This is a genomic window from Nocardiopsis potens DSM 45234 (assembly GCF_000341105.1).
GTDB classification, from domain to species: domain Bacteria; phylum Actinomycetota; class Actinomycetes; order Streptosporangiales; family Streptosporangiaceae; genus Nocardiopsis_A; species Nocardiopsis_A potens.
This window is the reverse complement of the sequence record NZ_ANBB01000067.1, coordinates 18,690-33,081: the sequence shown is the minus strand read 5'-3', so window position 1 is coordinate 33,081 and position 14,392 is coordinate 18,690. Positions and strand designations below refer to the sequence as shown.

General features: G+C 73.9%; 7 protein-coding genes and 1 CRISPR repeat array. Of the genes, 4 read left to right on the top strand and 3 right to left on the bottom strand.

Annotated features, from left to right (window positions below; genetic code table 11):
• Positions 1-32: 32 nt before the first annotated feature.
• Positions 33-1,037 (bottom strand): DUF389 domain-containing protein, encoded by a 1,005-nt coding sequence (locus D459_RS0126025; protein ID WP_026120772.1) that lies wholly within the window; start codon positions 1,035-1,037, stop codon positions 33-35.
• Positions 1,038-1,214: 177 nt separating this feature from the next.
• Here D459_RS0126025 and D459_RS0126020 point away from each other — a divergent pair, with 177 nt between their 5' ends.
• Positions 1,215-3,029, top strand: a complete 1,815-nt coding sequence (locus tag D459_RS0126020) for an alkyl/aryl-sulfatase (RefSeq protein WP_026120771.1) — start codon at positions 1,215-1,217, stop codon at positions 3,027-3,029.
• Positions 3,030-3,330: 301 nt separating this feature from the next.
• Here D459_RS0126020 and D459_RS0126015 read toward each other — a convergent pair whose 3' ends face one another.
• Together D459_RS0126015 and D459_RS0126010 are read right to left on the bottom strand one after the other, a co-directional pair.
• The gene (locus D459_RS0126015; RefSeq protein ID WP_017595931.1) at positions 3,331-4,287 is read right to left on the bottom strand and encodes an SGNH/GDSL hydrolase family protein; all 957 of its coding nucleotides are present in this window, start codon (positions 4,285-4,287) and stop codon (positions 3,331-3,333) included.
• Between the two features lie 578 nt (positions 4,288-4,865).
• Positions 4,866-6,044 (bottom strand): DUF418 domain-containing protein, encoded by a 1,179-nt coding sequence (locus D459_RS0126010; RefSeq protein ID WP_017595930.1) that lies wholly within the window; start codon positions 6,042-6,044, stop codon positions 4,866-4,868.
• 466 nt (positions 6,045-6,510) lie between these two features.
• On the opposite strand from D459_RS0126010, the gene D459_RS0126005 reads away from it, so the two are divergent.
• From D459_RS0126005 to casA, 3 genes are all read left to right on the top strand, one after another.
• Positions 6,511-7,080 carry a hypothetical protein gene (locus D459_RS0126005; RefSeq protein WP_152523114.1) on the top strand — a complete coding sequence of 190 codons (570 nt, stop codon included), beginning with the start codon at positions 6,511-6,513 and terminating at the stop codon, positions 7,078-7,080.
• A gap of 918 nt (positions 7,081-7,998) precedes the next feature.
• A CRISPR array of direct repeats spans positions 7,999-9,696; the repeat unit is 29 nt; unit sequence CTGCTCCCCGCGCACGCGGGGATGGTCCC.
• 162 nt (positions 9,697-9,858) lie between these two features.
• A complete protein-coding gene (locus tag D459_RS0126000) occupies positions 9,859-12,762 on the top strand; it encodes a CRISPR-associated helicase/endonuclease Cas3 (RefSeq protein WP_040711121.1) in 2,904 nt (967 codons plus the stop codon).
• A complete protein-coding gene (casA, locus tag D459_RS0125995; protein WP_026120768.1) occupies positions 12,749-14,389 on the top strand; it encodes a type I-E CRISPR-associated protein Cse1/CasA in 1,641 nt (546 codons plus the stop codon). The genes D459_RS0126000 and casA overlap by 14 nt, the downstream gene beginning before the upstream one ends.
• The last annotated feature ends 3 nt before the right edge of the window (positions 14,390-14,392 follow it).

Genomic DNA, 14,392 nt, shown 5'->3' with positions numbered 1-14,392 from the left:
ACGCCGAGATCATCGCTCGGGACGGGGGCGGGTCAGCCGCCGGTCCGGCCGGCGTCGATCCGCTCGCCGCGCGCCGTCTCCACCACCACCGGGACGCCGTCGGGCACCCGCCCGTCCAGGCGGGCGATCAGCTCCTCCACCGGCGGCGGCTCGCCCGGCACCCGGACCTCGATGTGCATCGTCTTGGAGGCCGTGTACACCCGTGTCACCGACGCCCCCTCGCGCCCGGCCAGCCACTGCTCGGCCTGCTCCTCGGCCCGGTCCGTCCAGACGCCGATCATCAGCGTGAACGCGGTGTTGGCGGCCAGCGGCACGAAGACCGCGGCGAACAGCACGCCCAGCACCGTGTACGTCCGGCGCGGGACCGCCCCCTCCTCCCGGCCGGCCCGGCCCCCGTACCCGGCGGCGGCGAAGACCACCATCCCGGCGAAGACCAGCGCCAGCAGGTTGGACAGGAACAGCACCAGCGCGCCGAGCGCCAGCCAGCCGGCGAACCGCCCCAGGCAGACCCCGGCCACCACCAGCGGCGGGACCAGGGAGATGGCGATCGCCACCCCGGGCAGCACCGCCGCCACGTCGCGCCGGGAGAGCGCCACCGCCCCGGCCAGCCCGGTCGCCACGGCCGCGACCAGGTCCATCACCCCCGGCGAGGTCCGCCCCGCCACCTGGCTGTTGGAGAGCAGGTCGTAGCCGCCGGGGACCAGCGCCGAGAACAGCACGCCCACGCCGATCACCACCAGGCACCCGGAGACGACCGCCCGGGCCGCCGCCCCGGTCCGGCGCCGCCGCACCACCCCCAGGGCGATCCCCATGATGGGGGTGGAGAGCGGGGCGATGATCATCGCCCCGATCACCGTGGCCGTCGAATCGGTGAACACCCCCGCCGCCGCGATGACCGCCGACAGCACCAGCATCGTCCAGAACGCCGAGCGCTTGCCCGACCGGTCGCCCGAGGACGGGTCCAGCTCCTCCGCCATCTCCCGCTGGGAGCGGAGCTTCTCGGCGGGCAGCACGCTCCCGATCAAACCGCTCAGCACAGGCCCGAGTGTCGCCCCGCCCCGGCCCGGCGCCGCGCAGGACACGTCGGGCATTGCCGAACCCGGGGGAGACCCTGGGCGGGCGCGGAGCCGCGGCCCTCCCGCGGGCCCGGGCCGGAGGAAGATTTGACCCGCCGCGGGTTTTCCCCCGCCCCGTCCATGGCGACCGTCCCCACCATGACTCAACTCGACTTCGGCGACCGGGCCGACTTCGACGACGCCGACCGCGGCTTCATCGCCTCCCTCACCCCGGGGGTGGTCGAGGACGCGCACGGGCGGGTCGTCTGGGACAACGACGTCTTCTCCTTCCTGCAGGGCGAGTGCCCTCCGACCGCGAACCCCTCGCTGTGGCGCCAGTCGCAGCTGTGCGCCAGGCAGGGCCTGTACCGGGTCACCGAGGGCGTCTACCAGGTGCGCGGCCTCGACCTGTCCAACATGACCCTGGTCGAGGGCGACACCGGGGTCATCGTCATCGACCCCCTGGTGTCGAGCGAGCCGGCCGCCGCCGCGCTGGCCCTGTACCGGGCGCACCGGGGCGACCGCCCCGTCACCGGGATGATCTACACCCACTCCCACGTGGACCACTTCGGCGGCGCGGAGGGGATCCTCCCCGCGGACAACCCGGCCGGCGTCCCGATCCTGGCCCCCGAGGGCTTCACCGAGCACGCCGTCTCGGAGAACGTCTACGCCGGCACCGCCATGGCCCGCCGCGGGATGTACCACACCGGCGCGGCGCTGGACCGCGGCCCGGAGGGGATGATCGGCACCGGGCTGGGCCAGACCGCCTCGACCGGGACGGTGTCGCTGATCCCGCCCACCCTCGACGTCACCCGCACCGGGCAGCAGGAGACCGTCGACGGCGTCCGGATCGTCTTCCAGGTCACGCCGGGCACCGAGGCCCCGGCGGAGATGAACTTCCACTTCCCGGACCTGCGGGCGCTGTGCATGGCCGAGAACGCCAGCCACAACCTGCACAACATCCTCACGCTGCGCGGCGCGCTGGTGCGCGACGCCCGGGTGTGGGCCCGCTACCTGGACGAGGCCGTCGCCCTGTTCGCCGAGGGCAGCGACGTCTCCTTCGGCTCCCACCACTGGCCCACCTGGGGCGCGGAGAACATCGCCCGCTTCCTGACCGAGCAGCGCGACCTCTACGCCTACCTGCACGACCAGACGCTCCGCATGCTCAACCAGGGCCTGACCGGGCCCGAGATCGCCGAGCGGATCGAACTCCCCCCGGCCCTGGCCAAGGCCTGGCACGCCCGCGGCTACTACGGGTCGGTCTCGCACAACGTGAAGGCCGTCTACCAGCGCTACATGGGGTGGTTCGACGGCAACCCCGCCCACCTGTGGGAGCACCCGCCGGCCGAACTCGCCCGGCGCTACGTGGACTGCATGGGCGGCACCGACGCCGTGGTGGAGAAGGCCGGCGCCTACGCCCGCGACGGCGACCTGCGGTTCGCCGCGACGCTGCTCGACCACGCCGTGTTCGCCGACCCCGGCCACGCCGGCGCCAAGAGCGCGCTGGCCGGCGTCTACCAGAGCCTCGGCCAGGGCGCCGAGTGCGGCACCTGGCGCAACTTCTACCTGATGGGCGCCAAGGAGCTGCGCGACGGGATCACGCCCAACCCGTTCGGGTTCGCCCAGGGCATGGCCGCCGGGCTGAGCGCGGAGCAGCTCTTCGACTCGGCGGCCGTCCGGGTCGACGGGCCCAAGGCCTGGGACGAGCGCCTCACCGTGGACTGGCACATCACCGACACCGGGGAGCGCCACCGGATGACGCTGGCCAACGGGGCGCTGACGCACCGCAGGGCGCAGGACGGCGGCCCCGCCGCGGACCTGTCCGTCACGCTCACCAAGGCGGAGCTGTTCGCCCTGCTCACCGGGGCGGGAGACACCGCCGACGTGCGGACCGAGGGCGACCGGGCGGTGCTGCAGCGCCTGACGGCGGTGCTGGACGACCCGGACCCGGACTTCCCGATCGTCACTCCCTGACCGGCCCCGGGCCCGGCGCCCCCGGAGGAGCGCCGGCGCCGGGAAGCCCCGCCGGGCGCGCACCGCCGCCGGGGGAGCACCGCCGGACGCGCCTCCACGGCGGGCCCGCCCGGCGGCGGCCGCTCCCGGCCCGGCACCCGCACGGGCCCGCCCGGTGCGCGTTCGGGACCCGGCGGACGCGGTCCGCCGCGCCCCGCTCACCGCTCCGAGCCCGCTCGACGCGCGGGCCCGGCCATCGCGCCGGCCGCCTCCCGGGGCGCGGCCGGCGCCCCGGTCAGGGCCCCGCCGGGCACCCTTCCGGTCAGGGCAGGTCGGCCGGGACCGGGGCCGGTGCGGGGGCGGCGGTGCCGAGGACCGCCCCGGCCATCGCCTCGTGCCCGGCGGCGTTGGGGTGCACGGGGTCGGCGTCGACGCCCTCCAGGGGCTCGATCCAGCGCACGTCGGCGGGCTTGCACAGGTCGTGCCCGACGGAGCCGGTGTAGGTGTCCACGTACTCGGCGCCGTGCGCCTCGGCGCGCTCGGCGAGCATGGTGTTCAGGTGCTTCTCGGTGTCGCGCAGCCAGGGGGCGTCGCCGGCCGCGATGGGCACGGTGGAGTGGCAGTTGGAGCCGTCGTCGGGCAGGATCACCGGGTAGCCGACGACCAGCACCCGCGCCTGCGGGGAGCGCTCCGCGATCCCCTCCAGCACCGCGTCGATCTTGGGCGCGGTCTCCTCCACCCGCTCGGCGAGCTCGTCGGTGCCGCCCGAGGTGTAGCTGTCCTTGCACGGCTCGCCGCTCGGGTCGAGCCCGCCCAGCAGCACGCAGCGGGCGATGATGCCGGCGAAGCCGACGTCGTTGCCGCCGACCCCCAGCGTCACCAGGTCGGTCCCGGCGTCCAGCGCGTCCAGCTGCGGCGGGGCCGACCCCTGCGGGCCGGTCATGTGCTCGGTGGTCGCGCCGCTGCAGCTGACGTCGGTGAAGGCGGCGGGGGACAGCGAGGCGGCGGTGAGCGTCGGGTAGTTGCGGTCGGAGCGGGAGCAGTTCTGGTCGGTCTCCTCGGGGATGCCGGGGCCGGCGGTGAACGAGTCGCCGAGCGCGACGTAGTGGGAGACCTCGGCCGGAGCGGGGTCGGCCGAGGCGGGGGCGGCGGCCAGGGCGGACAGCCCGAGCGCGGCCGCGGCGGTGAGGGGCAGGGCGGCGGTGCGCAGCGCGCGCCGCGGCCCGGTGCGGGGGCGCGGGGAGGCGGGGGCGGAGGGCAGCGGGCGGGGAGCGGGCATGGCGAGACCTCGCTGGGTCCAGGGGCGGCCGGGGGCCGCGCGGGGGGGCGGGGGATAGGAGGGGCAGGGGAGGGGTGCGTACGGCACCGGCGGGCGGGGGACGCCCGGATCTGATTACCGCGCAGTAATGGTGACCGTACGGTTACCCGCCGGTCAATCCCCCGTCCCGCCGGAATCCCGGACCGCCCCGGCGCGCACGGCGCCCCGGCGACCGCTCCTCCCCGCCCCCACCTGCTGCTTCCCCGCCGCACCGACCGGGCCGGCGGAGCGGAGACGTTTCCCGGCCGCCCGCCGCGAAGACCGAGCGGTTCCCGCTCTCCGCCGCCCGGACCGCCATCGGCCCCGACGGGCGGAGCCGGAACCGCCGTGCCGCCCGCTCCCCGCAGGGTTTCGCCGCTCCGCCGAGGCGCCGCTTCGCGGAGCCGCCGCTGAACCGTGCCCGGGAACGCCAGCCCCCGCTCCATCGGTCCCCATCGGTCCCGACGGGTCCGGCCCGCGCCCCGGACACGGGCGCGGGCCGGACGGACCGGGCTCGGACCGGTGGCCCGCCCGAGCGGGCCTCCTCCGAGCCCCTCGGCTCAGTCCGCCCGCCCCGAGGGGCCGTAGGCGAGGCGGCGCAGAACCGTCTCCGCCGGGCCGTTCACCTCGGCGCGGTGCATCAGGCCGGCCAGGACGACCGTCGCCGCCCACACCGCCGTCCCGATGGCCACGCCGGCGGCGGTGGACACCTCCAGGCCGAACCCGTAGGAGGCGAACAGCACCGCCCAGGCCACCGACTGCAGCAGGTAGAAGGTGAGCGACCGCCGCCCGAGCGCGGCCAGCGCGGTCGCGACCGGGCCGGGGCGGCCGGCGGAGATCCGCGCCGCCGCCAGGGCGATGAGCGCCGCGTAGCCGAACCCGCCCGCGAAACCGCTGACCTGGTGCAGCGTGCTCGCGAAGGCGGCGGCCGGCCCCGAGGGGTCGGCCCACGCGCCGGTCAGGACGAGCGCCTGGGGGAGGCCGCCCGCGACCGCCACCGGGATGCCGATGACCGCGGTGCGGCGCAGCAGCGGCAGGTAGGGCCCGGGGCGCTCCAGCAGGCGCCGGCGCCCGGCCCACATCCCGATCAGGAACGGGAAGGCGGTGGCGAGCAGCATGAACACCAGCAGGAACGGCCACATCGACAGCCGGAAGAACAGCTCCGCGGTGACGCCCTCGGGCACTTCCGGCTTGGGGCCGGGGGGCACCGCCAGGTTGAAGGCGAGCAGGGAGGCCGCGGCGACGGCCAGCGCCGCCCAGGCGGCCCGGAGCAGCCCCCGGTCGGACAGGCGCAGCGCGCCGGTGAAGGCGAGCGCGAGCAGGCCGTAGACGGCCAGGATGTCGCCGAAGAAGAGCAGCGCCGCGTGCACGGCGCCGAAGGCGATCATCCACAGCCCGCGGCGGCGCAGCAGTTTCCGCGTCCACGGCCACTCCCGGCCCTGCTCGGTCCGGCGCCGGTGGATCCGGGCCAGCCCGTACCCGAACAGCGCGGCGAACATGGGATAGCCGCGCAGGTCGGCGAAGAGCGTCATGGCGCCGGTGGCGATCCTGTCCCCGGCATCGGCGATGCCGTGGCCCGGGGCACCCGACATCTGGGCGAACATGTGCGCGTGCGCGGTGGCGATGACCAGCAGCATGACCCCGCGGGCGAGGTCGGGCGCCAGCGAGCGCCGGGAGGAGGACCCGTCGGCGGCCGGCGGGGAAGCGCCCGCGCGCCCGGGCGTCCGTGCGGTTTCCATGGGGATGTCCTTCGAAGAGGGGACGGAGGGGCCCGCCCGGCGGTCCGGGCGGCACGGGAGCGAAACTAAGACCTCAATATTGGTTGAGGTCAAATCCTCGGACCTCCGGCCGGAAAATCCGTACGCCCCGCCCGCTCCGCCCGCCCCGCACCCTGTACCGCGGACTCCCCTCCCGAGCGGCCCGGCCAGGAGCACGGCGGCCGGCCCGGCAGGGAACGCCCTGCGGTGCGGCCGGCCCGCTCCGTTCGCGGCCCTTCTTTCGTCCATTCGTCACCCGCGGCCGGAATTGCACCGTATGGGTGCCGTGCCGCGCGGGCGGCCCCCGAACGGCGCCGATATGCACCCGAGTGCCGAACCCGCTTTCAGGACTTCCCTAATGCCGTGAGGCCGGGCCGCCGAGCCTTTTCGGCGCCGTTCTCGGCTCAAGGACTTGACGCCGTCGGGGAGTTCGTCCTCTACTGATCGTATGCCAGTGGCCACCCCTAGTGTTCTCGAAGTTCTGACGTCGTCGATGGGGGCGCTTCCCGAGTTCGACATCGTTTACCATTCACCGGCCGGAACGGTGAAGGACAGGGTGTTGAAGCACGACCTTCTGCACGTTCTCCTGATCGACAGGGAGTGGCCGGTCGCCTTCAGATTCGAGGACGAGTACTGCGCCGCCGTCGTCCAAGCGGTCTTGACCAGGGACAGCCGCGTGTCCGCACGCTCCATGAGCGGCCCCGGGCCGACCTCCGCCGGCCGGGTACCGGGCCTGAAAGAGATCTGGGAGGTGACCATCCCCAGCGTCGTGGGCTTTCTGGAATACACATTGCCCCGGCTCGGTCTGCGCGTCCCGGACGACTTCAGGCTTCCGGACATGGATTTCGTCGGCGAGTACTACCGGCTGGGCCTGCTGTTCGCCGCCGAGTTCCGCGCCGAACTCGGCGATGATTACGCGTCGATACCGGCAGAGGTACTGAAGGACGTCCCGTTCGAACACGTGGCCCGGAGCTTCCGCCGAGCGTCCGCAGAGCACCGTCGAACGGAACCGGCGTGAGATCCGAATCGCCCCGGCATAATGCCGCCCGGATCAAGGCGACCGAGCAGAATGCGCGCGTCGAGCCTCCAGGGGACTCCTGATCGGGCTTTGAGCGTCCGTTCCGTGGTGGGCAGGACTACCCGGTGGCGGCGTTCGGGAGGCCGTCCTGTCCGAGCAGGGCGCCTTTGGTGAGGGGGCACCGACACCCGCGCCCCCGACCGCCGGCACTGCGTCCGCTCGAGGGGCGCCGCGGGCCCGGTCGGCCAGTCCTCCGCTTTGCATCTGATCGAAAGCGCCCGGGCCGAGCCGTCGGTGGCCGAGCTGTGCTGCTACCGGCCCGGGCCCCGCCGCGGATGCTCTGGCGCACCCGCCCCGGCCGGTACCGCGACCGCGAGCCGATCACGCTACTGGACGGGCTCACCAGCGGTCGGCGGCTCGGTCGAGAGTCGCTTCTGAGGGGCTTCCGCGTTGTGGGCGCCGATTCTTCCGCCCTGACGGCGTCGTCGTAGCGGTCCCTGATCGATCCCATCGAGGACACCGGCCCGGATTCCTTGGCCAGGTGGCGGGTGAAGGCCCGAAACCCGGACTGCATCCCGAGATCGGAACGGGCCGCTGTTCCCGGGGCCATTCGGCGGTCATCACGAGCGCATTCGCGGTCAAGGCCGCTATGGGTGATGAGTCGTTCGCCCACCCGACCACGCGCTGCGAGAACACGTCCAACACGACCGCAGTGCACCTTGCCTTCCCAGGGGTCCAGGCGACCCGCAACCGGCCAGCTGGGGAGCAAATGCAGAGTGGTCAGGGCAGGATGGGCATGTGGAGCCATCGGTCGTAGGGGCAGCGAGATGGTTTGGGCGCGACCTGGCCAGTTCGAGAGGAGGGAAGAAGTGGTTCAAAACAAGAGGTTGCTTGGCGAATTACGCCAGGTCAACGAGTCTGCTCCCCGCGCACGCGGGGATGGTCCCCCCGTTTCAGGGAGAGAAAAAATTACTAACCGCTGCTCCCCGCGCACGCGGGGATGGTCCCTCGTCCTCGCCGACGACGACGTTGGCGGCGACCTGCTCCCCGCGCACGCGGGGATGGTCCCGCCCACCGCCCCCCGCAGGCGGCCGGATCCCTCTGCTCCCCGCGCACGCGGGGATGGTCCCTCCTGAGACGCCTGGTCCGCCGCGCGGTGCCGCTGCTCCCCGCGCACGCGGGGATGGTCCCCTGAGCAGTCGAATGCATTCGGGCCCGTCGCACTGCTCCCCGCGCACGCGGGGATGGTCCCCGGCCCAGGAAGTCACGTCGTGGCCGTAGACCCTGCTCCCCGCGCACGCGGGGATGGTCCCAGCGCCCGGCTCAAGGTCGCGGCCGAACCGCGCTGCTCCCCGCGCACGCGGGGATGGTCCCGCGACTTGCCAGGCTTCGATGCCGGGCCGCAGCTGCTCCCCGCGCACGCGGGGATGGTCCCCGCAGGGGTGATCGTGACCGAACCGGCTTGACCTGCTCCCCGCGCACGCGGGGATGGTCCCGGCATCGCCGCCATCACCGCCGCCCCGCGCGGCTGCTCCCCGCGCACGCGGGGATGGTCCCCGCGCCGTCAGCGCCTCGGCCACCGCGGCGCGCTGCTCCCCGCGCACGCGGGGATGGTCCCACGCTCGGCGGCGCCCTGGCCCTCCTGCGTGACTGCTCCCCGCGCACGCGGGGATGGTCCCACGCCGATCACCGGCTCCAGGTCGGCGTAGACCTGCTCCCCGCGCACGCGGGGATGGTCCCGCAGCTGCAAAAGCCGCTCGGCGCCGCCGGAGCTGCTCCCCGCGCACGCGGGGATGGTCCCCCGGGCCTGTACGGCCCCCTGGCCCTGTCCGCCTGCTCCCCGCGCACGCGGGGATGGTCCCCCCGCCCGCCACGCCAACCTGGTCTCCCAGCTCTGCTCCCCGCGCACGCGGGGATGGTCCCCCCGCCCAGACCGGCCGCACCCAACCCGGGCCCTGCTCCCCGCGCACGCGGGGATGGTCCCCTGCACCCCGGCGACGAGGTCAGCATCGCGGCCTGCTCCCCGCGCACGCGGGGATGGTCCCGACGCGACGGCAGCCGACCAAATGTTGTTGATCTGCTCCCCGCGCACGCGGGGATGGTCCCGCGCTGCGGGAGAACCGGGCCGACTTCGGCGACTGCTCCCCGCGCACGCGGGGATGGTCCCCCGGGCCGGGCGGGTGCTCTCCTACCGCGAGCACTGCTCCCCGCGCACGCGGGGATGGTCCCCGGATCAGCCGCACCCCGCTCCTGGCCACCGACTGCTCCCCGCGCACGCGGGGATGGTCCCCGCCCTGCGAGCCGGACGCGGCCACCAGGTAGCTGCTCCCCGCGCACGCGGGGATGGTCCCGGCGACCGGAAGACGCCCGACGAGAAGTTCCGCTGCTCCCCGCGCACGCGGGGATGGTCCCTCACGGATCTAGGGGGAAATAAAAAATGGGCCCTGCTCCCCGCGCACGCGGGGATGGTCCCCGGCGGGCGCGGGCCAGCGTGTCGCGCAGCCGCTGCTCCCCGCGCACGCGGGGATGGTCCCAGGCCGGGGCCGTCCTGGGACAGCTCGGCTCCGGGCTCAGTGCGCTCGGCGCTCTGCTCCCCGCGCACGCGGGGATGGTCCCAGAGCGGCGCCCCGACGGCGGCCGGTGCGGAGCTGCTCCCCGCGCACGGGGATACGGGGATTAAGGAGATTCGATGGTGTCTCCTGGTTGTCTGCGTGGCCGGATACGGACAGCAATGAGGTTTCCGCTAAAGCGCCAGAGTGGATGCGCTTGAATCTCACCATGTCCTACGAGGAGTACGCCCAGCGGCTGAGCACCGACTTGAGTGCCGCGGCGCGTTCCGCGTGGGCCAAGCACGACTGGGACTCGGGCGGCTGGCTTCCTCTGTGGCGGCACATGGGCGACAGCGCAGGCGTGGCGGCCTATCTGTGGGATGAGTGGTTGGCGCCTCAAGTCAGAGCGCGGATCGGCGAAGCGCTGCCTGATGGCGAGGCCGACGGGCGCAGGCTGGCGGTCTGGCTGGCCATGGTGCATGACATCGGCAAGGCCACGCCGGCTTTCGCCTGCCAGGTCGACGAATTGGCCGAAGGCATGCGGTCCAACGAGCTGGTGATGGACTCCGCCGAGCAGATGACCGAGCGCTCGAAAGCCCCCCACGGGGTGGCCGGGCAGCTCCTCCTGGCGGCCTGGCTGCAGGGCCGCGGTTGGAGCAAGCGGGAGGTACAGCAGTTCTCGGTGGTCGTCGGCGGCCACCACGGTGTTCCCCCCGGCGACATGGACCTTCAGGAGGCGGCTCAGGAACCGGCGCTGCTGTACGGGCCCGCCGGGACCGAGAGTTGGCGACAGGTGCAGGGCGAGCTCCTCGACGGGGCCGCGGCCGCCTGCCGGATCGGCGGGCGCCTGCCCGCCTGGCGGTCGGCCAAGCTGCCCCAGCCCGGCCAGGTGCTGCTGAGCGCGCTGGTCATCGTCAGCGACTGGATCGCCTCCAACTCCGCGCTCTTCCCCTACTTCCGGCAGGCGGGCGGCGCCGGCGCGGAGCGGGTCTCCCAGGCCCTGCAGAGGCTGGCCCTGCCCGCCCCGTGGCGGCCCCGCCCGCCCCGGGGCGGCGCGCAGGAGGTGTTCGCGGCCAGGTTCTCCTGGGCGGAGGAGGCCCGGGTGCGGCCGGTCCAGCAGGCCGCTCTGGCGGCGGCGCGGGCCATGGAGGGACCGGGCATGCTCGTCATCGAAGCGCCGATGGGCGAAGGCAAGACCGAGGCGGCCCTGGTCGCCGCGGAGGTGCTGGCCGCCGCTTCGGGGGCGGGCGGCTGCTTCATCGCGCTCCCCACCATGGCCACGAGCAACGCCATGTTCCCCCGCCTGACCGAGTGGATCGGCTCCCTGGAAGGGGTCGGAACGGCGTCGGTGTTCCTGGCGCACTCCAAGGCGGCGCTCAACGAGCACTACGCCGACCTGCTGTTCGGCGGGCAGGAGCCGGTGCAGGACGTCGACCGCGACGGTTCCCCGGACCGGCGCGGCGGGGCCTCCGGCGGACTGGTCGCCCACCGGTGGCTGCGCGGCCGCAAGAAGGGGATGCTCTCCGACTTCGCGGCCGGAACGATCGACCAGCTCCTGTTCGCAGGTCTGAAGAGCCGCCACCTGGCGCTGCGGCACCTGGCCCTGGCGGGCAAGGTCGTGGTGATCGACGAGGCCCACGCCTACGACACCTACATGAACACCTACCTCGACACGGTGCTCGCCTGGCTGGGCGCCTACCGGGTCCCGGTGGTGGTCCTGTCGGCGACGCTGCCGGCGCGGCGCCGCAGGCAGCTGGTGGAGGCCTACTGCCAGGCCCGGCGCGGCGCCCCCGAGTTCGACCCGGTCGAGCAGGCCGAGGGGTACCCGCTGCTCACCAGCGCCGTTCTCGGAAGCCCGCCGCGGGTGGCGGCCCTTGAGACCTCGGGGCGAAAGACCGAGGTGCACATCGAGCGCCTCGCAGACGACCTGTGGCTGCTGTCCCGGCGTCTGGGGGAGGAGCTCGCCGACGGGGGGTGCGCCCTGGTCGTGCGCAACACCGTCAAGCGCGTGCACGCCGCGGTCCGGGAACTGCGCGAGCACTTCGAGGGGACGGACGTCGAGGTGAGCGTCGCACACGCGCGCTTCGTCGACCTGGACCGCGCGGGAAAGGACCGGGAGCTCCTGGCGTCCTTCGGGTCGCCGGCCAAGGTCGCCGAACTCGGCGGGCGGCGCCCCGCACACCCCCGTGTGGTGGTGGCCAGCCAGGTGGCCGAGCAGTCCCTGGACATCGACTTCGACCTGCTGGTCACCGACCTGGCCCCGATCGACCTGCTGCTGCAGCGGATGGGCCGCCTCCACCGGCACCTGCGGGGCGAGGGGCAGAGCGAGCGCCCGAAGAGGCTGCGGACGGCCCGGTGCCTGATCACCGGCGCGGACTGGGAGCGGTGCCCGCCCGAGCCGGACGGGGGCTCGGAGTTCGTCTACCGCCCCTACCCCCTGCTGCGCGCGGCTGCGGTTCTGGCCCCCTTCCTGGAGGCCGCCTCCGCCGGCGGGGAAACCGGGGTCGTGCGCCTGCCCGACGACATCGACGGCCTGGTCCAGCAGGCCTATGGGCCCGGTCCGGCCGGTCCGCCGGAGTGGGGCGAGGCGATGGGGAAGGCGGCCGAGGAACACTTGCTGGAGCAGGCGAAGAAGGCCGATGACGCGCGCGCGTTCCTGCTGGGCGCGCCGGCGCGGCCGGGACGCCCGCTGACCGGGTGGGTCGAGGCGGGCGTCGGAGACGCCGACGACACCCCGCGCGGGCGCGCCCAGGTGCGCGACACCGGGGAGAGCCTGGAGGTCCTCGTGCTCCAGCAGCGCGCCGACGGTGCCCTGACCACTCTTCCGGGGTTGGGGGAGGACCGGGGAGGCATCGAGCTGCCCACCGAGTTCGCCCCGCCCGAGGATGCCGCACGGATCGCCGCCGCCAGCGCGCTCAGGCTGCCTTTCCCGCTGGTGCGCCCGGATGTGATCGACCGGGTGATCGGGGAGCTGGAGCGGGACTGCTTCCCGGCCTGGCAGGGCAAGGACGCCCACTGGGTCGCCGGCGAGCTCCTGCTCGTCCTCGACGAGGAATGTCGTGCCCGCCTGGCAGGGTTCGACGTGCACTACTCCCACGAAGACGGTCTCGAGGTGACCGATGGACAGTGGTGAGGGATTCGGTCTCACCGAGCGTCCCTGGATCCCGGTGCGCAGGTGCGATGGCGGTGAAGCGGAACTCTCGCTGAGGGAGGTCTTCGAACAGGCCCCGACGATCCGGCGGCTGGTGGGCGACCTGCCCACCCAGGAGTTCGCTCTGCTGCGCCTGCTGCTGGCCGTCCTGCACGATGCCCTGGACGGGCCCGCCGACACTGAGGAGTGGCAGGAGCTGTGGAAGGCCGGAGAGCTTCCCGCCGAACGGCTCCGTGCCTATCTGGACCGCTACCGCGACCGCTTCGACCTGCTGCACCCCACGACGCCATTCATGCAGGTCGCCGACCTGCACACGGCCAAGGGAGAGTACTTTTCCCTGGACCGCATCGTCGCCGACGTGCCCAACGGGGCGCCGTTCTTCACCATGCGCGCCCACGGGGCCCGGCGGCTGGGCTTCGCCGAAGCGGCGCGCTGGCTCGTGCACGCCCACGCCTTCGACGCCTCCGGCATCAAATCCGGGGCCGTGGGCGACGAGCGGGTGAAGAACGGCAAAGGCTACCCGCAGGGCGTGGGGTGGGCGGGAAACCTGGGCGGGGTGTTCCTGGAAGCCGGTGACCTGCGTCAGACGCTGCTGCTCAACCTCATCTCCTCCGATTTCGACATCCGCACCGACGACGGCGACCGCCCGGTGTGGGCGATGCCCCCCGCTGGAGCGGCGGCGCTGCGCGGCCCCGAGCAGGTCTACCGCCCCTACGGGCTGCGCGACTTGTACACCTGGCAGACCCGCCGGATCCGCCTGTTCGCCGACGACCAGGGCGTCCACGGCGTCCTGCTGTGCTACGGCGACCCGCTGGACGCGCCCAACCAGCACCGGCGCGAGCCGATGACCGCCTGGCGGCGCAGCCCCGCTCAGGAGAAGAAGCTGGGCAAGAACCTGGTCTACATGCCCGCCGAGCACGACCCGACCCGCAGCGCCTGGCGGGGGCTGGAATCGCTGCTCCAGAACCAGGCCGGCCGCCAGCGGGGCGAGGCCGCCGCCCGGCTGCGCCCCGGGGTGATGCAGTGGGCGGCCCGCCTGGTCAACGACGGGGCGCTGGACGAGGGGCACTTCGTGTCCGCGCGGACCGTGGGGGCCAGGTACGGCACCCAGCAGTCGGTCATCGACGAGGTGACCGAGGACCGGGTGAACATGCGCATCGCCCTGCTCGCAGAGGAGGCCGCCGAGCTGCGCCGGGCGGCGGTCGGCGCCGTCGCCGACGCCGACCGGGCGGTGCTCGCCCTGGGGTACCTGGCCGGCGGTATCGCCCGCGCGGCGGGGCTCGACGATGAGGCCCCCCGGGCCCAGGCCCGCGACCGGGGCTTCGGCGGATTGGACATGCCCTTCCGGACCTGGCTGGAGAACCTCGTTCCCGGAGCGGATGCGCAGGAGCGGCGCCGCGACTGGCAGCGCCAGGTGCGCCGCATCATCGGCGCCATCGGCCGCGAACTCGTCGACACGGCGGGGGAGGCGGCCTGGAGCGGCCGGGTGATCGAGACCGACAGCGGCGAGTCCCTGTGGCTGACTGCGGGACAGGCCGAAAGGCGGTTCTGGTCGGAGCTGAACAGCGCGCTGCCCCTGACACAGGCACCGAGCGAACCTGGAGAATGACAC